This is a genomic window from Telluribacter humicola (assembly GCF_017355935.1).
In the GTDB taxonomy this organism is placed as follows: domain Bacteria; phylum Bacteroidota; class Bacteroidia; order Cytophagales; family Spirosomataceae; genus Telluribacter; species Telluribacter humicola.
Map to the genome: position 1 here is coordinate 117796 of NZ_JAFIQT010000006.1, position 21303 is coordinate 139098.

At 46.7% G+C, this 21303-nt stretch carries 24 protein-coding genes and 1 tRNA gene; 11 read left to right on the forward strand and 14 right to left on the reverse strand.

What is annotated here, in order from left to right:
• The 8 genes from JUB14_RS21490 to JUB14_RS21525 all read right to left on the reverse strand — a co-directional run bounded on the left by JUB14_RS21490 (position 1) and on the right by JUB14_RS21525 (position 6331).
• On the reverse strand, positions 1 to 930 hold the full coding sequence (locus tag JUB14_RS21490) for a bifunctional riboflavin kinase/FAD synthetase (protein WP_207508891.1): 930 nt from the start codon (positions 928 to 930) through the stop codon (positions 1 to 3).
• Positions 930 to 1652, reverse strand: a complete 723-nt coding sequence (gene truB, locus JUB14_RS21495; protein WP_207508892.1) for a tRNA pseudouridine(55) synthase TruB — start codon at positions 1650 to 1652, stop codon at positions 930 to 932. Before truB ends, JUB14_RS21490 begins: the two co-directional genes overlap by 1 nt.
• Positions 1653 to 1654: 2 nt before the next feature.
• Complete coding sequence (locus JUB14_RS21500; protein ID WP_207508893.1) at positions 1655 to 2434, reverse strand: undecaprenyl-diphosphate phosphatase; 780 nt, start codon at positions 2432 to 2434, stop codon at positions 1655 to 1657.
• The gene (locus tag JUB14_RS21505; RefSeq protein WP_207508894.1) at positions 2434 to 2649 is read right to left on the reverse strand and encodes a DUF3098 domain-containing protein; all 216 of its coding nucleotides are present in this window, start codon (positions 2647 to 2649) and stop codon (positions 2434 to 2436) included. The genes JUB14_RS21500 and JUB14_RS21505 overlap by 1 nt, the downstream gene beginning before the upstream one ends.
• Before the next feature lie 51 nt (positions 2650 to 2700).
• Positions 2701 to 3582, reverse strand: a complete 882-nt coding sequence (locus JUB14_RS21510) for a cell division protein FtsX (protein ID WP_207508895.1) — start codon at positions 3580 to 3582, stop codon at positions 2701 to 2703.
• 183 nt (positions 3583 to 3765) lie between these two features.
• Positions 3766 to 4362, reverse strand: a complete 597-nt coding sequence (locus JUB14_RS21515; RefSeq protein WP_207508896.1) for a bifunctional nuclease family protein — start codon at positions 4360 to 4362, stop codon at positions 3766 to 3768.
• A 223-nt stretch (positions 4363 to 4585) separates the two neighbouring features.
• On the reverse strand, positions 4586 to 5551 hold the full coding sequence (locus JUB14_RS21520) for an electron transfer flavoprotein subunit alpha/FixB family protein (protein WP_207508897.1): 966 nt from the start codon (positions 5549 to 5551) through the stop codon (positions 4586 to 4588).
• Between the two features lie 42 nt (positions 5552 to 5593).
• A complete protein-coding gene (locus JUB14_RS21525; RefSeq protein ID WP_207508898.1) occupies positions 5594 to 6331 on the reverse strand; it encodes an electron transfer flavoprotein subunit beta/FixA family protein in 738 nt (245 codons plus the stop codon).
• A gap of 95 nt (positions 6332 to 6426) precedes the next feature.
• Between JUB14_RS21525 and JUB14_RS21530 the strand changes: the two genes are divergently transcribed.
• From JUB14_RS21530 to JUB14_RS21545, 4 genes are all read left to right on the forward strand, one after another.
• Positions 6427 to 6756, forward strand: a complete 330-nt coding sequence (locus tag JUB14_RS21530; protein ID WP_207508899.1) for a tetratricopeptide repeat protein — start codon at positions 6427 to 6429, stop codon at positions 6754 to 6756.
• A gap of 54 nt (positions 6757 to 6810) precedes the next feature.
• The gene (locus JUB14_RS21535) at positions 6811 to 7536 is read left to right on the forward strand and encodes a DUF3891 family protein (RefSeq protein WP_207508900.1); all 726 of its coding nucleotides are present in this window, start codon (positions 6811 to 6813) and stop codon (positions 7534 to 7536) included.
• Between the two features lie 70 nt (positions 7537 to 7606).
• Complete coding sequence (locus JUB14_RS21540; RefSeq protein ID WP_207508901.1) at positions 7607 to 8590, forward strand: YihY/virulence factor BrkB family protein; 984 nt, start codon at positions 7607 to 7609, stop codon at positions 8588 to 8590.
• A gap of 154 nt (positions 8591 to 8744) precedes the next feature.
• Positions 8745 to 9098 carry a hypothetical protein gene (locus JUB14_RS21545; protein WP_207508902.1) on the forward strand — a complete coding sequence of 118 codons (354 nt, stop codon included), beginning with the start codon at positions 8745 to 8747 and terminating at the stop codon, positions 9096 to 9098.
• 58 nt (positions 9099 to 9156) lie between these two features.
• On the opposite strand, the gene JUB14_RS21550 is transcribed toward JUB14_RS21545, so the two are convergent.
• On the reverse strand, positions 9157 to 10461 hold the full coding sequence (locus JUB14_RS21550) for a Gfo/Idh/MocA family protein (protein ID WP_207508903.1): 1305 nt from the start codon (positions 10459 to 10461) through the stop codon (positions 9157 to 9159).
• Positions 10462 to 10679: 218 nt separating this feature from the next.
• On the opposite strand from JUB14_RS21550, the gene JUB14_RS21555 reads away from it, so the two are divergent.
• Positions 10680 to 11009 (forward strand): hypothetical protein, encoded by a 330-nt coding sequence (locus tag JUB14_RS21555; RefSeq protein WP_207508904.1) that lies wholly within the window; start codon positions 10680 to 10682, stop codon positions 11007 to 11009.
• 58 nt (positions 11010 to 11067) lie between these two features.
• Here JUB14_RS21555 and JUB14_RS21560 read toward each other — a convergent pair whose 3' ends face one another.
• The 3 genes from JUB14_RS21560 to JUB14_RS21570 all read right to left on the reverse strand — a co-directional run bounded on the left by JUB14_RS21560 (position 11068) and on the right by JUB14_RS21570 (position 14600).
• Positions 11068 to 11889 carry a purine-nucleoside phosphorylase gene (locus tag JUB14_RS21560; protein WP_207508905.1) on the reverse strand — a complete coding sequence of 274 codons (822 nt, stop codon included), beginning with the start codon at positions 11887 to 11889 and terminating at the stop codon, positions 11068 to 11070.
• A 54-nt stretch (positions 11890 to 11943) separates the two neighbouring features.
• A complete protein-coding gene (locus tag JUB14_RS21565) occupies positions 11944 to 13266 on the reverse strand; it encodes an acetylxylan esterase (protein WP_207508906.1) in 1323 nt (440 codons plus the stop codon).
• A 101-nt stretch (positions 13267 to 13367) separates the two neighbouring features.
• Entirely contained in the window at positions 13368 to 14600 is a 1233-nt protein-coding gene (locus JUB14_RS21570) for a BaiN/RdsA family NAD(P)/FAD-dependent oxidoreductase (protein ID WP_207508907.1), read from the reverse strand.
• 325 nt (positions 14601 to 14925) lie between these two features.
• On the opposite strand from JUB14_RS21570, the gene JUB14_RS21575 reads away from it, so the two are divergent.
• Positions 14926 to 15978, forward strand: coding sequence for a DNA/RNA non-specific endonuclease (locus JUB14_RS21575; RefSeq protein ID WP_207508908.1), 1053 nt, complete (start codon positions 14926 to 14928; stop codon positions 15976 to 15978).
• 79 nt (positions 15979 to 16057) lie between these two features.
• Here the strand turns inward: JUB14_RS21575 and JUB14_RS21580 are convergent, their stop codons facing one another.
• Positions 16058 to 17341, reverse strand: a complete 1284-nt coding sequence (locus JUB14_RS21580) for an asparagine synthetase B (protein WP_229368108.1) — start codon at positions 17339 to 17341, stop codon at positions 16058 to 16060.
• Positions 17342 to 17416: 75 nt separating this feature from the next.
• Here JUB14_RS21580 and JUB14_RS21585 point away from each other — a divergent pair, with 75 nt between their 5' ends.
• The 5 genes from JUB14_RS21585 (at position 17417) to JUB14_RS21605 (ending at position 21032) form a co-directional block, all read left to right on the forward strand.
• Positions 17417 to 18661 carry an ABC transporter permease gene (locus tag JUB14_RS21585; protein ID WP_207508909.1) on the forward strand — a complete coding sequence of 415 codons (1245 nt, stop codon included), beginning with the start codon at positions 17417 to 17419 and terminating at the stop codon, positions 18659 to 18661.
• 76 nt (positions 18662 to 18737) lie between these two features.
• Positions 18738 to 18821 (forward strand) — tRNA-Leu (locus JUB14_RS21590).
• A gap of 179 nt (positions 18822 to 19000) precedes the next feature.
• Positions 19001 to 19606 (forward strand): dioxygenase family protein, encoded by a 606-nt coding sequence (locus JUB14_RS21595; RefSeq protein ID WP_310586183.1) that lies wholly within the window; start codon positions 19001 to 19003, stop codon positions 19604 to 19606.
• A 196-nt stretch (positions 19607 to 19802) separates the two neighbouring features.
• Entirely contained in the window at positions 19803 to 20306 is a 504-nt protein-coding gene (locus JUB14_RS21600; protein WP_207508910.1) for a hypothetical protein, read from the forward strand.
• A 3-nt stretch (positions 20307 to 20309) separates the two neighbouring features.
• Positions 20310 to 21032, forward strand: coding sequence for a pirin family protein (locus JUB14_RS21605; RefSeq protein WP_207508911.1), 723 nt, complete (start codon positions 20310 to 20312; stop codon positions 21030 to 21032).
• Here JUB14_RS21605 and JUB14_RS21610 read toward each other — a convergent pair.
• Complete coding sequence (locus JUB14_RS21610) at positions 21018 to 21296, reverse strand: LytR/AlgR family response regulator transcription factor (protein WP_207508912.1); 279 nt, start codon at positions 21294 to 21296, stop codon at positions 21018 to 21020. The two genes, JUB14_RS21605 and JUB14_RS21610, sit on opposite strands and share 15 nt — an antisense overlap.
• Positions 21297 to 21303 lie beyond the last annotated feature (7 nt).

Sequence of the window (21303 nt, forward strand, 5' to 3'; positions counted from 1 at the left end):
CTATTGAGTAAGGTAGGAAAGGGATTGTTCCTTGTCTGCCTTTATCTGCTGCATCAGATCATCCAGGCTGTTGAACTTGTGTTCAGGGCGGAGGTAGTGGAGCAGTTCTACCTGGAGCTTCTCTCCGTAGATCTCCTTATTGAATTCAAACAGGTTGGCTTCTATGGTACGGTTGGTGCCGTCTACAGTTGGACGGGTACCAATGTTGAGCATACCTCCGTATACAGTACCGGCATGTTTGGCCCGAATGATATACACTCCATTGGCTGGTATAAGCTTATAATTTTCTCTGACCAATACATTGGCAGTAGGAAAGCCAATGGTACGACCAAGCTGCTTCCCCTTCACAATAGTACCCGAAAACTCGTAGGGGCGCCCTAATAGCTCATTAGCTTCCTTCACATCACCTTCAAGTAAGGCCTTGCGTATTCTGGTTGAGCTGATGGCTAGCTGGTCTATATCCTGGCGGGATATCTCTTCCACTTCAAAGCCGTATTGGCTGGCATTCTGCTGCAGAAACTCAAAGCTCCCTTCACGGTTACGACCGAACCGGTGGTCATAGCCGATTACCAGCTTTTTGGTACCAATACGGTCCACCAGTACCTGACGGATAAAGTTTTCTGAAGACAGTTCGGAAAACGAGCGGGTAAAGGGCACTATCACCAGGTGCTGAATACCCAGCTGCGCCAGGAGTTCTGTTTTTTCTTCAATGGTAGATAGTAGCTGCAGATCCTGACTATCTTCCGAAACTACCATGCGGGGGTGGGGCCAGAAGGTAAGTACTACGGTTTCGCCTCCACTATTGGTACTTATCTCACGCAGGCGGGACAGAATCTTCTGATGACCCACGTGTACTCCATCAAAGGTACCGCTTGTCACTACGGCGTAGGGAAGCTTCTCAAACGACTCAATGGAGTGATATACTTTCATTATTCATTTGGTAAGTCTAGCTGAGCTCTCTTTTGCTGAATATAGTCAGTAAGTGACCAGGCATCCGAAAGCTTAAATTCACCGATGCGGGTTCGACAGAGGGAGCTCAAATAAGCCCCGCTTTCTACTAACTTTCCAAAGTCCCTGACGATACTGCGTATGTAGGTACCTTTAGTACATACAATCCGGAAGGTCACTTCAGGGAATCGGGTAGTATCTATCTCGAATAACGAAATAGTGACTTGCCGGGTTTTTATTTCGGCGGTTTCGCCGCGACGAGCTTTCTTGTACAGGCGCTCACCATCCACCCGAACAGCGGAGTAAATAGGGGGAACTTGATCAATAGTACCTGTCAGAGTTTGACGGGCTTTTTCGAGAAGATCGACATTGATGTGGTTAGTAGGGTACTCCGCATCAAACTCGGTCTCCAGGTCAATGGAGGGGGTGGTCTTGCCCAGTACCAGGGTACCGGTGTACTCCTTTTCCTGAGCCTGGTAGGTATCTATTTGTTTTGTCTTCTTGCCGGTGCACAGTATCAGCAGGCCCGTAGCTAATGGGTCAAGTGTACCGGCATGTCCGATCTTTTTAAACTTACAGGCTCTCTTGAGCTTATTGGCAACATCAAAAGAAGTCCAGGTAAGGGGCTTGTCTATTAGAATCACTTCCCCCTCGTCCGCTGGCTGATTATCTTTATCAGGTACTTCTGGATTACTATTTGTCATTATTATACTATATCAAGCTTATAGCCGGAAGCCAGTAAGCCTAGTAATACTAACCCGAGTATGATGCGGTAATAGCCAAACAACTTAAAACCATAGCGGGTCAGAAAATTTATGAAAAAGCGAATAGCCAGCATGGCTACGACGAAAGCAACCAGATTACCTACCAGTAGAGTTTCGATATCTTCAGGTTGGATGCTTTTGTAAGTCTTCAGGAGTTTGTAGCCTGCCGCGGCTGCCATTGTAGGTACCGCCAGGAAAAACGAAAATTCAGCCGATTGCTTCCGGGTTAAGCCCTGAAACATACCACCGATTATAGTTGCTGCCGAGCGTGACACTCCGGGGATCATAGCTATACACTGAAAGAAGCCGACCTTCACCGCTTCGGGATAACTTATTTCGCGGTCCTTGGGATATTCATTCGCTATTTTATCGATGAATACAAGTACAATACCGCCTAGTAGTAGAGAAATAGCAACTACCCAAACGTTTTCGAGCATGGCATCGATGTAATCATTGAGCAGAAAGCCAATAACCGCAGCCGGTAAGAAAGCTACGAAGAGTTTGTAGTAAAAGTCACGGGTTTGTAAGAAGCGTCGGCGGTACAGAACTACTACAGAAAGAATAGCACCAAACTGGATATTAACAGTAAACATCTTGGTGAACTCCAGGTGGCTAATCCCCATCATAGAGGACGCGATAATCATGTGACCAGTAGAGGATACTGGTAAAAATTCGGTAATACCCTCAACAATGGCGAGTATTACTGCTTGCCAAAAATTCATTATTTATCGGAAGGTTTGCGTAGAATAGCCCAAAATTCAACGATGAAGCCGCTGATGGTAACAAGTGGTCCAATGGTAAGGCCAAGTACACCAAACCCAAACTCTTCAGAGTCGAGATTCATGATGATAAAGCCCCCTAAAATTAGCGCCAGGCCTATGAGAAGCAAGCGGTAATTAGTCGACGAAAAAGGAAATGGATTTTTAGTTGCACTCATTGAAAAGTTCTTTAGAAGTACGTGTAATTAGTTTGTAGTATAGCTAGAATATCAATAAAGATCATCGAGTGACATCCGGAGGTACCGAATAATAGACTGGTAGGTACTGGTAATGCCGATCATGATACCAAGTATGAGCACACATCCGATCAGGATGGCGAGCTTATCATACTCCTGCAGGAGGTATAAACCTTCCACATTTCTTACAGCTACTTGCTGAAGTAGTATAAGTAGTCCGCATGCCAGGATACTGCCCACCAGCCCCTGGACGGCACCCCGTACTACAAACGGACGTTGTATAAATCCGTTAGTAGCGCCGACTAGTTGCATACTCCTGATCAGGAAACGCTGGGAATAAATAGCCAGCTTGATGGTATTATTGATCAGTAGTACGATAATGATAAGCATAATCAGGGCAAAGCTCGATAGGATGATATAGATCTTGGTAATGTTACGGTTGATATTGTCCGCCAGGTTTTCCTGATATACCGCTTCGTATACATTGTCTATTTTTTCCAGGTCTTCCCGGATCTGCTTTAGCTTGGCTTCTTCAAAATAGTCTTCATGTACTTTTACCCGGTAACTATCCCGAAGTGGGTTTTCACCCAGAAAAGTAGTAAAGTCTTCTTTGGTCCCTTCGATGAATTCCTTAGCGGCTTCTTCTTTAGATACAAAAATGATAGCAGGTTCCTCAGTACTTGTCTGTAGGTAAGGCTTCTTCTGGATTTCCTGAAGGAGAGAGTCTCGTCCGGCTTCAGTGGATGTCTTCTCCAGGAAGACCCGCACCTCAATGTTCTGTCGGATGATCGACACCATCTTTTTGGACTGTATGACCAGCATTCCACAAAAACCAATCAGGAAGAGAGCTGCCGTCAGACTGACCACAATCATAGTATTGGGGTAGCTACCAATCTTCTTCTTCTTTCTGGGCATACGCAGGGATAAATTGTAAGGTGATTCAAATAGCCTCTATTGGACCATTGCTTTTGTTGTATTGGTTGCAAAAATAACTATTAATACCATTAATAGGTCCAAATGAGTCATTCGTTAAGTATTTTTAACGAAAAAAAGCGCCCGGGTATCCAGGCGCCTGTAAAGTATCAGGTTGTGGTTGTATTAGTTTCGACGTCCCAATTCATCCCGGATTTTGGCAGCCTTCTCGTATTCTTCGTTCTTGAGGGCTTCATCCAGCAGTCTTTGCAGTTCATCGTTTGGTAATTCTTTAAGTTGCTCCGTTAGTGTACCTTTAGGACGAATAGTTTCGCGCACCAGGTCATCATCTTCATCTTCATCCTCAGCCATCGCACTGGATACGATACCAGCCTCAGAAAGAATGTTTTCATAGGTATAGATGGGAGCGTTGAAACGTAAACCGATAGCAATGGCATCCGAAGGTCTTGAATCAATCTCTACTTCACGCAGATCATCACTGCAAATAATCTTTGCGTAAAAAATCCCTTCCCGAAGGTCTGAAATTATTATCTCCTTGAGTTTGAAGTTTAGGGCCGTGGCAAATGACTTGAACAGGTCATGGGTCATAGGCCGGTTGGGCACTATATTTTCAATCTGAACCGCTATGGCCTGTGCCTCAAATACGCCAATGATAATAGGCAACCTCCGGTTTCCCATTTCTTCGCCCAGTACCAGTGCAAAAGAACCCGATTGGGATTGACTGGGGGATAATCCTAGTATTTCAAGCTTTATTTTTTTCACGATACTTTAATGAGTTTCTTACAATTTGCACAATTTACAGGCGATGCTATCGGGTAGCTTGTCGGGTAGACGTATGTTCATTCGCCAACAATTTTTCTACTAAATTTATTCCAGACTGGTAGTGCCGGATGTAAAATTCGCAGAAATAATCTGTAAAAAGACAAAAATAAAAAACCTGCCCTGTATAAAAAAACACAGAGCAGGTTTACAGTACGTATGACGGTTATTTAGAATTCTCAATCGCTTTGGTTAGGCGCGGTAGTACTTCAAAAACATCCCCTACAATACCGTAGTCGGCTGCTTTAAAGAAGGGCGCCTCCGGATCTTTATTAATTACTACAATACATTTGGAGCCGTTGACACCAGCCAGGTGCTGTATAGCTCCCGATATACCACAGGCTATATACAAATTGGGCGCTACTTTGATACCGGTTTGGCCTATGTGCTCGTGGTGAGGACGCCAGTCCAGATCCGATACGGGCTTGGAACAGCCGGTTGCGGCTCCCAAGGCTTTGGCCAGGTCAATCAGGGGTTGCCAGTTTTCGGGACCCTTCATACCACGCCCTCCTGATACGATTATATCAGCCTCAGATAGTGATAACTCGGCATTTGACTTCTCTACATCTGTCACCTTTGCCGTAAAGCTGGCATCTTTCAGGGTAGGGTAGAAAGGTTCCACGGTGGCCGTGTTACCCGACTCAGTGACTTCAATGGCATTCTTACGAATAGCCAGTATTTTTATTTCTGAACGAATGTCTACACTCGCAAAAGCCTTGCCGGTATATATGCTGCGGGTTACCTTAAAACCACCATTGAGGTCTGGAAGGCTGGTTACTCCTGATATAACACTGGCTTTAAGCTTGGCCGCGGCGCGCGCTGCTACGGCATCCCCCAGACCCGTTTTAGCCATTACTATGACACTGCTGCCTTCCTGTAGGGCCGCCTGAGCAAGTACATCGGCATAGGCCATGTTATTCTCCTGGGTGAGTTTTGAATCAGAGGCATGCAGCACTTTGGTAGCTCCAAAGTTGCCGGCCTGGGCCAGCGCCGACTCATCGGCCGCTCCCAGCGCTAGTACAGTGGCAGTGGCATTAGTCATGCGGGCTACCTCGGCTCCGTAGGTAATAGCCTCCTGTGATGATTTTTTGATAGAACCGTTATCTATTTCTACAAAAACTAATACTGACATAGTTTTTCGGGTAGTTTTAAGTTAGTGACTAGTGGAACAAGCTTAGAGTACCTTGGCTTCGGTACGAAGCAGCGTAACCAGCTTTTCGACATCTTCCACCGGAATCATTTTGCACTCGCCCTTTGCGGCAGGTTGTGTATACTTCTCGTTGATAGCCATATCATCGACGGCAACCGGCTCCACGACCTGTAAGGGTTTGGTACGGGCTGTCATGATACCGCGCATGTTCGGGATTTTCCAATCGGCAATGGGCTCCTGACAGCCAAATACCAGAGGTAGGGGAGCCTCCATGTATTCTTTGCCCCCGTCTATTTCACGGGCAAACTTGGCGGTACTGCCTTCAATGTCCAGCTTCATCACCGGCGAGAATGAAGGGATTCCCAGCATCTCACCAACCAGCCCGTGTACTACTCCGCTATTGAAGTCAATGGACTCCCGTCCCATCAGGATCAGGTCGTAGTTGTTTTGTTGAGCAATGTGGGCTATCTGCGAAGCGACAAAGTAGGAGTCAGTAGGCTCAGCATTGACGCGAATGGCGTCATCGGCACCGATGGCCAGCGCTTTTCGGATCTGAGGCTCACCTTCGGCTTCCCCAACATTAAGTACAGTGACAGTACCTCCGTTTTGTTCTTTGAGCTCTACGGCGCGGGCCAGCGCATAGTCATCATACGGCCCTATTATAAATTGAATACCCGTTTTGTTGAGTTTAGTATCACTTTCAGCGAAGGTGATTTTGGCAGTAGTATCGGGTACATTCGTAATACAAACAAGTATTTTCATAGCAGTTTCTGAATGTTGATTCTAACTTTTCAGCAAATGGTTTGTTTTGCGAATATAAAGAAATATGTAATTAGTATGCAAGCATAATAATATTTATGGACAATCCTCTACTCAAAAATCTCCTCGAATTCTATAATGAAGATCCCCACGATCCCTTCAATATCTACGCCTTAGCTCTCGAATATAAAAAATCTGATATAGGAAAATCGGAAGCATTATTTAGAAAACTATTAGCTGAACATCCCGATTATCTTCCGGCTTACTACCATGCGGCTCAGCTTTTTGCAGAATCAGGCAAATCTGAAGAAGCACATGCTACCTATAAGACAGGTATAAAGCTAGCCCAACAGCAGGCTAACACCAAAACACATCAGGAGCTGGTACGGGCTTACCGCATGTTTCAGGACGAAGAAGAAGAGTGGTAAACCGCTTTGGCATAAGAATTATACTATTAGTAACCAGTAATATAGTATGGTCAGATGATAGTAAAAACAATTCCGGAAGGTTGGGAGGTGATTTATCAAAGAGCCCACGGACTTCTGGCCGCTCAACTGGCCAATCATTGGAAAGTAGCTGACCGCCCTCCTTACTGGACCCAAACCCTCATTGCTATTGCTGAACATGACGACGGAATGGCTGAGTCACAATCGCAGGAGAATATGACTAAAGCGGGTGCCCCCCGGCATTTCAAGCTCCTGAAGTACAGTGCCACCCAGTACCGCAATGTTATGGAAATAGCAGCCTCAAAAAGCCGTTGGAACGCCCTTATGACCTCTATGCACTTGTCTTTCCTATACGGAGACATCAAGCATGAGGATAAGGAGCTGGAAGAGTTTCTGAAAGAACAGGAACAATATCAGAAACGGCTGATGAAGGAACTGGGGGTACATAAAAAAAAGGCAGAGCTGGCTTACAAGTTTGTAGAATGGTGCGATGCATTGTCACTGCTTCTGTGTATGGATAAGATGCAATCCGAGCAGCGACGGATGGACATTAGCAAAGGACCGGATGGCACCATGTACCAGCTCTGGCAGGATACTTCGGGAGCCATGAGGGTAGATCCCTGGCCTTTCGAGAAAAATCGTTTTGACGTGGAGGTAGAGTTCCGGCATTTGCACCAGTTAAAATTTGACTCTGTTGAGCAGTTAAATTCGGCGCTTGTCAAAGCTGAAGTGAAGGTCAGAAAGTGGGAATTTATCAAATAGTTAAATAATAATAACGAAATGGGTAGGTCCCTCCACAGGCTATGGGGCTACATTTCTAAATATGCACACTATGAGCAAGGTTAAATTCAAAGACTACTGGAATATTCTTAAAACATCAGCTACGGAGTTTGTGGATGACAATGGGGTGAAGCTGGCAGCAGCGTTATCCTACTATACCGTCTTCTCACTGGCTCCCATGCTTCTGGTAATGATATGGATCGCAAGTATTTTCCTTGGCAGAGATGCCATTCAGGGCGAATTGTTTGCCCAAATTCAGGAACTGGTAGGAGGGAGCGTAGCTGCTCAGCTGCAGGATATTATACGAAATGCCGAGGTATCCAATAAATCAGGTGTAGCAGCGGCTATTGGTATAGGTACACTAGTGGTAGGTGCCACTACTTTGTTCGCCGAGATGCAGGATTCAATTAACTTTGTGTGGGCTATTAAGGCTAAGCCTAAACGCGGCTGGCTTAAATTTATCAAGACCCGTCTTATTTCATTCTCAATTATTATTACACTGGGTTTTCTGCTGATCGTTTCATTAGGTTTGAATGCAATCGTAGAGCTACTTAGTAGCCGACTGGAGAGGTACTTCTCAGAAGTATCAGTAGTAGTGTTCTATATTGTAAACCAGGTTATTGTACTGGCTGTTATTACAGCGCTGTTTGCTGTTATTTTCAAAGTGCTGCCCGATGGGGTACTACGTTGGAAAGAGTGTTTGATAGGGGCAGCTTTTACCGCTGTACTGTTTCTGATTGGTAAGTTCCTAATTAGTTTTTATATCGGTCAGGCCGACTTAGGGGCAACCTATGGAGCATCCGCTTCGATCGTTATACTACTTTCGTGGGTGTATTACTCTTCAATTATTCTGTACTTCGGGGCTGAATTTACCAAAGTGTATGCCCGATACGATGGCTCAGCGATAGTACCTCACGAACATGCCGTGTTGATCGTGCGTCAGGAGCGGGATATTCATACCGGAGAAGTGATTAAGGAAATACAAAGTACTACCCCCGAAGCCATAGAGGAAAGTCAATCCAAGCATACAAGTTAGGAATTCTCGTAATATTTTCGTATATTGCAGATATATCGAGTTTATGGGGTCTAAATGTTCTAGTTTCCTTCTGACCTCTACCTAATCAGTTGCTACAGTTCTTTAATCTAAACATTTCTTTCCCAGGGGGAGAGAGTTAAAACATTTTTGTGCTATGGAAAAGACAGGATTCATTCCACAAGTTATTACCTGGGCTAAGAGCCACGGTTTTGAAAACATCAAGGCCAATATTGATGGTTATGAGAAACCTGTGTCATACGAGAGATCTCAAGACAGCCAAAAATTCACACCGGATGTAACGGCTGTTAATATGTATAATAAGCATTATCTGGAAGTGGCCATGAAATCCGATGCTAATCGGGGGAGTATATCTAAATGGCAACTGTTAAGTGAGCTAGCCGGATTGAAGGGCGGAAAGCTATATTTGATGGCTCCGCGTGGACATGTACGGTTTGCCCGTGAAATGGTAACGCAGTATAAGATACAGGCTGAAGTAGTTCAGATGTAATACCAACAAAAAAAGACGTGAGCGATCACGTCTTTTTCGTTTTAAGAAGTTATAAGGGTCATACCTGAGGGTACTTCCATTCGCCCCGGTAATCTCTCGACAGTAGCTTATTGGCTTCCGGATCGTTCGCGATTATCTCTTTTTCGCCATCCCAGACTATACTACGCCCCAGCTTATACGAAAGCATACCCAGTAGGGCCATATTAGTAGATCGCTGTCCTATCTCTATATCACTTACCGGCAGTTTATTCGTTTTGATTGAAGTCAGGAAGTCAGCCCAGAGTTGTTTGATATTCTGGTCATCCGGCTTGTTCAGAGAAGGGTCCTGGTGAATAATGGGCTTGTTGGCGTTAGCAGGGTAGAAGGTCCAGCCGTCCAGCCAGCCCATATGGAAAGTACCTTCGGTACCGTAGAAGTAAGCGCCAACCGCTTGTTGGGGGTGCGTCTTTTCAGCATTATTACCGGCAAACTGACGGTGTTCCCATTCTACCGTAAAATCATCGAAGTCATACACCGCTACCTGATGATCGGGAGCATTGGTATTGTCGCTTCGGATTGCCCGTCCTCCGGTTGAATATATCTTTTTGGGATGCTTCTGCTCGGTCCACCATAGTACCTGGTCGAGCCAGTGTATACCCCAGTCACCCAGTGTACCATTGGCATATTCAAGATAGTTACGAAAGCCCCTCGGGTGGATTGTCTTATTGTAAGGAATCATGGGAGCAGGTCCGCACCACATATCCCAGTCCAGCCCCTTGGGTGGCTCTTCTACCGGTACCATCTGGCCAGCGCCTCCCCCGTAATGTACAAAGGTGCGGATCATACCTATCTTACCAGCTTTTCCTGATTTTAGAAACTCCATACCCGACACATTATGCGGTGATACACGACGGTGTGTACCCACCTGTACCGTGCGGCCATGCTTGCGGGCCGCATTGACCATGGCCCGGCCTTCGCGTATGGTATGACTGATGGGTTTCTCTACATATACATGAGCACCCGATTCGACAGCAGCTATACAGCATAACGGGTGCCAGTGGTCAGGAGTAGCAACAATCACAATCTCGGGCTTTTCCCTGTTCAGCATCTCGCGGAAGTCACGATATACCTTAGGGCGGTCAGAGGTTAGTTTATTGACTTCTTCATTGGCCTTAGCTATTTGGTTTTCGTCCACATCACACAGCGCTACCACTTTTGATTCACCAGCCGCGATGGCTTCTCTTAAGATGTTCATCCCCCACCAGCCCGTACCAATCAGGGCGGTACGGTAGGGGGCTATCCGTTTCAGAGAGCTTAATAGGGGTAAAGCCGAAAAAGCGGCACCGGTTACCGCAGCATTTTGTATAAATGTTCGTCTGTCCATGGAGGAATGTATCTGGTTTTGTCTTAAAAGTTGTAAGAAGCCTTGTTTTACTAATTTTTTTCTAATCCACATTTATTGGGGGGGCAGGCTTACTCTCCTAACTTTGTTACATCAGATATTGAAAAATAGAGGTTGTTCTTATTCGAGTTAACCTGCATTAACTGTTTTTCAAGTATGTAGTAACGAGTAGTTGTGGCTAAATATATAAAGTAGCAGGAATGAGAGAGAAACTACATCAGTCAGCTAACAAGGCTCTGTTTAGGTTTTGGGTAGAAGCAGATGTTGTTTTGATCGAAGATCAAAAGGGAGGAGTACCTGTAACACTTGATGCTCTGAACGTTTTCAAATACATAGAAAAGCAGCTGGGCTCGCTGGAAGGAAAAAAAGTAATCTGGCGGGACCTGATGGGGGAATGGGATGGCATGGGAGTTGAGAATGAAGTGCTGGTCTTTTATCCTATCGGTTGTAAATGCCAGGAGGAAGCAATCCAAAAGATGAACCGGATGGAGGAACTAGGACATAAGTTTGATTTTAGTGCTGAAAAGTGAAAAGTGTATATCCAGAAGAATATGAAAAAGGCAACTCATCAGAGTTGCCTTTTTTGATTTACAGAGAGTTGAGTAGCTCCTTTATGATAGTAGTCATACCGGGTTCTGCTTTCATGGCAGCGGCTATAATCTTCTGGATGTTGGCTTTTTCGAGCGTTTCAGGTATTCCCATGTCTGTAATTACTGACAAGCCAAAACAGGTCATGTTCATCTGACGGGCTACAATTACTTCCGGCACGGTACTCATACCTACGGCATCTGCCCCAACCTGGCGAAGTAGCCGGTACTCGGCACGGGTTTCGAGCTGAGGACCCGGTACGCTGGCATAGACTCCTGCGTGAGCCTCAATACCATGCTGCTGAGCTATTTCCAGGGCTTTCTCCACCAGTGCCAGATCATACGGATCACACATATCTGGAAAACGATCTCCGAGTGTATCCAGATTTGGCCCGATCAACGGGTTATGAGGCAGGAAAAAACTAATGTGATCGTTGATGATCATCAGGTCACTTACCTCGTAGGCTGGGTTCATACCACCGGCGGCGTTGGATACAAACAGAGTATGTACTCCCAGTAGCTTCATCACGCGCACCGGAAAAGTTACCTGTTGCATAGTGTAGCCTTCGTAGTAGTGAAACCTCCCCTGCATACATACTACCCTCTTACCCGACAAGGTACCAAATATGAGTTTGCCCTTATGAAACTCCACCGTGGATACCGGAAAATGCGGTATATCCTCGTACAAAATAGTAAAGGCTACCTCTATGTCATTGGCCAGGGAACCCAGGCCGGTACCCAGTATTATACCAAAGTCAGGTGCGTAGTTATGAGTTTGTTGTTTTAAGTACTCAGTAGCTTCCTGGATTTGCTGTAAAGTCATTGTAAAGTGATTGGATGAGTGTGTAATCAGCGCCAATATCAGGATTTATACCTTTTACTTCACATTGGAGGCCTGTTTTTTTGTGTTCAGGCGGCTAAGCAGCCACTCATTCATTTTATCACGTTGCTCGGGATAGGTCCAGTGACCGGTATCCAGCGCCAGGTAAAGATCCTTCGGAGCCTTAATGACGTTATAGGCAGCGTACATGGAGGTAGGGGGACAGGTTTCATCATTAAAGCCCCATGAGTAGTTGCCCGGTATCTTTACTCGTTTGGCAAAGTTGACTACATCATAGTACCCGGCAGTCTCGATTTTATCCTTCTTGTTATTAAAGGTCAGGTTATTACCGGCAAAGTAGTGGGGCCAGCCACCGGCGCGACCATTGAGGTAGCCAGTTACGTCACTTAGAGCCGGATAGAAAGCCCCCAGCCACTTCACGCGGTCATCCAGTCCGGCGGTCACTATCGAGAGTGCACCTCCCTGACTACCACCCGTAACAGCCAGGTTACTGCCATCGTACTGGGGCAGGCTCACCAGAAAGTCATTAGCCCGTACACAGCCCAGGTATACTTTCTTGTAGTAGAAGCGATCTTTGTCATCGAGGTTATAGTTCCAGTACTGGTCCAGTCCGGCGGCCCGAAGGTCGTTGTAGACTCCGGCATCCATAGTAACGGGTACGCCATGAATTCCAATCTGTAACGTGATGATGCCTTTTTCGGCATTGGCTATATCTCCAAAGTAAGGGCGAACACCTGCTCCGGGTACATGCAGCAACGCGGGGTATTTACCTTCTTTCCTGGGCATGGACAGGATGCCGTAGATACGTGATCCGGGCTGGTGGTTCTGGATGCTGACGTGGTACACATTTACTTTTTCGGTGCAGCGCTCAGGCAACAAAGTCATTCTGACATCCATGGGTACTTTAGCCAAGTCAGCTTTGGCCTTGGTCCAGAACTGGTCAAAATCAGCCGGATCGGCTACCGTCGGCTGAATCTTTTCAGGCTCAAAACCCGCCGTAGCCAAGCCACGGTACTCAATGCCATCCACCTCTGCCACGGCTATGCAGCGCAGGAAACCCGGTGTCTTAAGGGTACCTCCATCCAGTACCATGGTGCCATCAGTCAGAGTCTTGGTTTCTTTGGCAGTGGCAGGCATCTTCTCCGGACCTATCTCATACTTCACCACCGCATTCTTTACCGGATTACCATTTTGCAGAACACTTACTGTGAACTTAGCTTTTTCACCGGTACGGTAGTTCCAGTCGGTGTGGTCGGGAGCTACGACTACCTTTACAAAGCGTTCGACGGGCTGGGCAAGGAGGGGGGGGATAGAGAGGCACAGCACTGCCAGGATTAGCAGTAGAGAACGTTTTTTCATAGATAAATCAGGATTAAGGGAACAGATATATTTTGATAGAATACTTTATAAATATAAAGCACGCCCCTTGGCTGATTTATCTATTATAGTTAGTAAAAGGCTCAGGAAGTTTTACCAAGAGCTTTTCCGGCTATAAAGCCCGTGGTCCAGGTACTCTGAAAGTTGAAGCCGCCCGTGATACCATCCACATCAAGTACCTCTCCGGCAAAAAATAGTCCCGGTACCTGTTTGCTTTCCAGTGTAGCAGTGTCTATATCCGACAGGGCTATACCTCCGCAGGTCACGAACTCTTCCTTATAAGTACTCTTACCCTTCACCTCAAACTGGCTGTTGGTTAGTAGCTCCGTCAGGCGGTTGAGTGCTTTGTGGGGAGCATCGCCCCAGCGTAGCGAGTCAGATATTTCGGCCTGTTCGGCAAAGGCTTTCCACAGTCGAAGCGGCAATCCAAAGCGGGCGTGTGAGTAGATCTGCTGCCTGGGCGTATTGACTTTGTCAGCCATGAGTTGCTCCCTTACCTGCTGTTCGTTGAGGTCAGGCAGCCAGTTGATTTTGCAGGTAAACTGGTAGCCATTTTCAGCCAGTTCACGCGCTCCCCAAGCCGAAAGCTTCAGTACGGCCGGTCCGCTGAATCCCCAGTGGGTGACCAGTAGCGGCCCCCGCCACTCATGCTTGGTACCCTGTATTTTAACAAAGGCATCGGGTACAGATACTCCTGCCAAAGGCAACAGGTAGTTACCAGGTGTATTGAAGGTGAATAGGGAAGGTACCGGCGACTCAATAGAGTGTCCATGATAGGTAAGCCAGTCAAATCCAGACCGCTGAGGTTGGCCACCCGTGGCTATAAGTAGTCTGTCTGCCTTGATTGGGGCATCATCCAGGAGGTTTATCACAAAGCGAGGACCTGAGGCGGCGTCGGACCAGCCAAAAGATTTTACCCCCGTACTGGTCAGTACCTGTACACCGGCACGCTGGGCCGCCCGTACCATGCAATCGATGATCGTTTCAGAAGAGTCTGTAACCGGAAACATCCTGCCATCCGGCTCCGTCTTCAGCTTTACGCCCCGGCTCTGAAACCAGTCTACCGTGGCTTGGGCATCAAACTGGGGAAAGAGCTTCTTGAGAAGTTTGGCCCCGCGCGGATAGTTCTTGATAAAGTACCTGGACTCGCTGGGGGAGTGGGTAACATTGCACCTGCCACCACCCGAAATACGTACCTTGTTCAGAACCGTTCGGTTTTTTTCTACTATCGTTACCCGGGCAGTAGGGTTAGTTTCGGCGGCGGTAATAGCTGCCATAAAACCGGCCGCTCCACCCCCGATAATCACAATATGCATGAAGCGTTTAATTGGGAGATACTACAAAGGAATACATTATTTACCCGACAACAAGTTCCTATGGATGCTTGTCTGATAGAATTGATTTTATAATAGGGTATAAGTACACATCACGTTATCATGGTTGGTGATAGGGAGCACGAATTCTCAACTATAATTTAATTTGAATAACCAAAGTAGACTTCTACTAGTAATCTAATATAGTAGTGAGCTGAATAGGTGTTAAGTAGCTACACAATGATAGAAATCTATCAGATTAGGGTAGAATAGCCTGTACGTCTATGTCACGATTCTCCTACCTTTGAAAAAAATAGTAAAAATATATATGACAAAATTTCATCGTAGAGGTGCCAGATGGAACAACAACACACTACTACTTCTGCTCGTTTTTTTTATTGTTGGGCTATTTCTTCACTATGGAGGCAAGCCACAGCCGGTATTACGATTTTGGGAAGATGTAAAATCTATATTTACTACTTCCTCCTCCGGCAACAGAGATAATCCTTACAGAACCCCTGAGCCGGGTCAATCGGGTACAGCTACTGATAGTCCTGCCCGGGATGAGGATAACGTAGCCACTGATACCCGAAAATCACAAAAGCCACTACCTGACTTCAATGAATCGTCGGAGGAGGAAAGTACATCCGGTACGGCTCCATCGGGAGAGTTGGCCCGTATCATTCGTCAGCGGGATTTTGTACTACCCACCGTGGAGGGAAATGATCAGGTCGTTCGTCATACGGGTTATTCGCTTAAGTACGTGGAGCGGTACGAACAGGCTGCCTGGGTGGCGTATGAGTTGCCGGGGAGTCAGGTCAAAGGGGATCAGGAGCGGGAAAGTTCTTTCTATGACGATCCATCCGTAAAGAGCGGATCGGCCGTACATGCTGATTATACCCGGAGTGGATACGATCGCGGACACCTGGCACCGGCGGCAGATTTTAAGAACAACCGGGTGATGATGAAAGAGTCGTTTTATATGAGTAACATCAGCCCTCAGGCACCGGACTTCAACCGGGGTATATGGAGTGACCTGGAGCAACTCGTGCGGGTGTGGGCTATAAGGTACCGTAAAGTATTTGTAGTGACTGGCCCTGTACTTAAGCCCGGACTTCCTACTATCGGGCGTTTGAATAAGGTGGCGGTGCCGGATCAGTACTACAAAGTTATACTTACGGCTACACCTCAGGGCGAGGTCAAAGGAATCGCCTTCCTGATGCGGAACGAAGGCTCACAGCAGCCTCTGTCCAGCTTTGTGGTACCTATAGATAAAGTGGAGCAGGTGACAGGAATTGACTTCTTCCCCCGTTTACCCGATCCTATTGAAGATCAGGTTGAAGCGCAAAGTAATCCGTCAGATTGGTACCGTCTCAAATAACAGACTTATAACAGACATATACAAAAAGAAAGAGGCAGGTCAGACCTGCCTCTTTCTTTTTGTATATGTCTACCACCTATTAGGTCTTTAATTTTTTCTTCTTAGCCGCCGGGAACAGGATATTGTTCAGGATCAATCTATAACCGGCTGAGTTGGGGTGCAGATTCAGGTCAGTCGGTTCTTCACCGATGCGGTGCTGATAATCCTCCGGGTCATGACCACCATAAAAGGTGAAGAAACCTTTGCCGTAGGTACTATGCAGGTATCGTGCTTCTCCGGCTGACTTAGTTTCGGCCAATACCACTACTTCAGGCTTGATATACTGCTTCTTATAGGCAGTAGTCTGTCCAAGAAACCCTTTGATCAGGGTCATGTGGTTTTGAGTGAGCATGGTAGGTATTGGGTCCCACTTGGCCGAAAACTGGAATAGAGTAAAGAAATCATTGGACTCATTTAGTCCCCGCTGCTCGGGTTGGTTGTCTATGTCCGAAAACTCTATTTCGTACGGATTGGTAATAGTTTTGAAATTCTGGAAGGCCATGGTTTTGCTGTAATCCAGCTTTTTATTGGCATTGGGGTCAGCCGGATCACCGTCGTACATGGATTCTACTATATCGGTACCATTGGCAGCCATTGCTATATCAAAGGTATCAGTAGCGTTACACATCGCGAACATATAGCCACCTCCTGAAACAAACTCAGCCACTTTTCTGACAACGGCCAGCTTCATCTGTGATACCTTACTGAATCCAAACTTTTCGCTGATACTTTCGGCCTCACGTTTCTGGTCGCGGTACCAGGGATAATCTTTGAACTGATAGAACTTACCGTACTGGCCTGTGAAGTCTTCGTGGTGAAGGTGAAGCCAGTCATACTCAGGAAGTTTGCCTTTTAGTACATCTTCATCAAAGATTACATCATAGGGAATCTCTGCATAGGTCATTACCAGGGTTACAGCATCATCCCAGGGTTGCTTGGACTTGGGTGAATACACGGCTACCTTGGGTGCTTTCTGTAGCTTTACGGCATCCATGTTAGCATCAGGCGCCGCTACCTCTGATAATATCTGGCTGGCCTGTGCTTCGGAGATGACCTCATAGCTAACCCCCCGGACGGTCATTTCTGTGGCGAACTTCTGATTAAAAGGTACCATAAAACTACCACCCCGGTAGTTGAGGAGCCAGTCCATTTCAGTCTCATATACTTTGAGTATCCAGTAGGCAATGCCATAGGCTTTCAGGTGGTTTTTCTGAGACTCGTCCATCGGTATGAAGAGTCGGTTGGCCCAGGTTTGCCCTGAAAGTGCTATAAATATGATAAACGGAACAAAGAACCGTATCACTGGTTTGAATCTTTCACCCATCGTTTGCAGCTTTACTTTATTGAACTGAAATAACGAAATATATACAAAATTTATGCAAACCGGTGCCGTAAGCTGATGAATATAAAGGAAAATGTATACGAAGGTCTGCGATCAATTCAGGCTAACGTACTTCGTACTGTGTTGACTGCCTTGATCATAGCTATTGGCATTACTTCACTTGTGGGTATACTTACGGCCATCGAAGGGATTCAGAGCTCTGTGAACAGTAGCTTTGCTGATCTGGGAGCCAATACGTTTACGGTACGTAACCACGAAGATAGGGGCCGTAGGACGGGCGGACGGGCCCGTAAGCGCTATCCTGATGTTTCGTACCGCCAGGCAGTCTCCTTTGCCAACGAGTTTAGACAGGGGTTTGATGCGACGGTGTCGCTATCGGCACCGGTAGGTGGAGCCATCCAGGTCAAATACCTTTCCAAGAAGACAAATCCCAATGTTTCGGTGGTTGCGGCCGATGAAGCTTACTTGGGAATCAACGGCTACAAGATCGATTTGGGGAGGAATTTTAGCAGAACGGACCAGGAAAAGTCGCTAAATGTGGCAATAATGGGGCAGGAGGTAGCCCGAAATCTATTTGAGGGGCGTGATCCTATTAATAAGCAGATTACCCTGATGGGTGCCCGCTTTACGGTTATAGGTGTACTGGAAAAAAAGGGATCACTGGGAGGAGGTACCGGTTCTGACCGGATCATACTTGTACCCCTGGAGACAGGACGTGGACTCGCCGCAAACCGTTCGCTAACTTTTAATATTACGGCCTCGGCTCCTGACATTCAGGATGGTGAGTATGTTATTGAAGAAGCCAGAGGACTGATGCGCCGGGTTCGGAACGATGCATTGGGTACGCCTGATTCTTTTGAGATTCAGCGGGCCGATGCTCTGGCCAAAGACTTCGAGAACATTACCGGCTACTTGCGGCTCGGAGGCTTTGGGATTGGGATCATCACGTTGCTGGGAGCTTCCATTGCCCTCATGAACATCATGCTGGTATCGGTCACGGAACGTACTCGCGAAATAGGTATACGCAAGTCATTGGGTGCTACGCCTAAGGTGATCCGGTTACAGTTCCTGATTGAGGCCATTGTTATCTGTATCATTGGTGGCCTGGGCGGCTTGCTGTTTGGGATACTAATCGGTAATCTGATATCCAATACGGTCAGTCAGAGTGGTAGTTTTGTGGTTCCCTGGCTCTGGATGCTGGTGGGGATAATGATTTGTGTACTTGTAGGGGTTATTTCAGGAATTTATCCGGCCATAAAAGCCTCACGCTTAGATCCCATCGAAGCGCTCCGTTACGAATAGGCTAAATATTTTGCATGTATGGCTTGACAAATCTGCTTTTCTACCTATTTTTGCCATCCCAACACCCAGTTAACAGGCCCAGATGGCGGAATTGGTAGACGCGTTGGTCTCAAACACCAATGGGGTCACACCCGTGCCGGTTCGACTCCGGCTCTGGGTACTTGGGAAGCGTAAGCAGTTATCTGCTTACGCTTTTTTAATTTCTGATGCTTCTGCATAAGCTACTATCCGTTCTTCAGCCTCACTCATCTACACAATTTACCTCTTTACCGACACACTGTTGTTAAAACAAGTAAGTAGGGGCAATTTCGTTATCATTATTATACGAAGAACAACCCAATGGAAAGAAAAGGATTTCTTAAGAGCTTACTATTTGGAGCGGTAACTGCTCCCACTGTGCTTACTGCCTGCGACAAAAGCAGTACAGATATTACTCCCACCGAAGGTACCACCGGTTCTGTCACTAACCCCGGTACCAGTTCCACTGCCTGTGCCGTAGCGCCTACCGAAACGGAGGGGCCATTCCCCACCAAAAGCCCTACTTCTTACGTCAGAAGCGACATCACTGATGGACGTACCGGTTATAAATTAACGGCTAAAATCACCATTGGCAATAGTAACAATGGATGTGCGGCACTGGCCGGAGCCATCGTTGATATTTGGCATTGCGATGCCACCGGTAACTACTCTGAGTACGGAGGAAGCGGTATGCAATCCACCAACTTCCAGTCGGTGCACTTCCTGCGCGGGCGGCAAGTGACAGATGCTAACGGATTGGTAACTTTCACAGCCATATTTCCGGGTTGGTATTCAGGTAGGTCTACCCACATTCATGTTCACATCTATAATGCCAATGGTACTTCGTTGAAAGTAACCCAGATAGCTTTTCCGGAAGGGGCTGGCTCAGCCGTAGCTCTGATGAATGGCTACACAAAAGGAATGTAGGGCTATACTACGAATGCTAAGGATAATGTATTTGGTAATGATGGCGGAGTAAATCAAATAGCTACCGTAACCGGCAACACCATAGACGGCTTCGAGCTAACTATCAAGATGAACGTAGCTGCCTAGTTTTTTTCTGTACACCATACCAATCAATCCGGGCGTTGGGGCTTTTCTCTGACGCCTTACCCTTTACCTTATGCAGGCACGTACCATCACCTTATGTTACCGGAAAATAGTAGATGCAGCTTCTACGAAGCTATGGGACCGTCTGGTTTTTGAAGATAGTTATAGGGAGTTCAGGATGCAGGCCCAACTTTACAATCCGGATAAAAAGTACCGGACCTTTGGCGAGCTAATCCAGCATTCGGCCGGGGCAGAGCAACTGCATTTTCTGGTAAGTGCAGCCGCGATCGGGTACCTGCAGCAACTCAATGAGACCATGCCGGATGTAGTAAATAATCTTGGGAAACACTTTCTGAAGTTTAACCAATTTCAGTTTGAGATTATCAATTCAGATGTACACGATAAAACGAAGCATGCGGTAGCTATTAATTTCTTCTCAGTGCCGATGGTATGGCACGATTCTATAGGCAATTACCTCTTGATTTCAGATACGACAGGGACGGAGAGGCAAGTACTGACGCATATGCTGCAAGTACAGCCATTCCTGAGCATTCACTCATTGACAAACAGCGTTTAAAAAATGATTAAGCAAACACCCGGCAAGATTTTTCTTTCCTATCAGCGCGGTCAGATTCAGACACCTCAATTAAACAGATACAGTACCCTTAATTTTGAACAGAACTTCGATGAGCATAAGACTCAGGTCGGTAACCTTTATGCCGTTAACGAAGAAACTGTTGGTGGCTTTCAAACGGTGGAATACCGGGCACCCAGGGCTTCGCATGTAATACTCATACCGGTCACCGGTGCCCTTGACTTCATCTTTCATAACGGCTCCCTCGCTACCGTGGATGTAGAAGAGCTATTTGTCTATACTATCCCGGCAAACTGTACCTTTGAGATCCGAAATCCGTATCCCGTACAAAGCATCAGCTATCTGCAGCTATGGGTGAGCGCGGAGGAGCCGGAAGTAAAGCCCCGAGCCCGTGTGTTTGGATTTGAATTCACTGCTCTGGAAAATATACTCCTTGAGTTGGTACCGGGTACCAGCCAGGCGACTAACCTGCCATTTTCCCTGCACCTGGGCCGGTTTAACGGGCGGAAGGAAGCTACCTATCGATTGAAGAATAAAAGTTCTCAATTCTTCGCTTTCGTACTTTCGGGAGCTTTTGAAGTAGAGGGTCGGCTACTTCACGAAAAGGACAGCCTTGCGCTGTGGGATCTGGAGGAAGTAGAGATCGAAGCCCTGAGTTATAACGCGCTGATGCTGGTACTTGAAGTAGCTAACTCAGCTCTTCTTTAGGTCATTGATAAAGCTGCTGTACGTATCGCTGATAGGGAGTTCCCTACCGGACAGCAGCTTCACCTTTCTATTAGCAATAGCCTGTATCTTATTTACGGGTATGATATAGCTGCGGTGTATTTTCCTGTACCGGTCCTCGGGTAGCTTTTCAAGTACCTTCTTCATTGTCATTAGCGTCATCACAGGCTTTTCACCCTGTAGATGTATTCGGATATAGTCCTCCAGGCTCTCAATGAATTCTATGTCTTTCAGCGGTATCTTCACCAGCCGG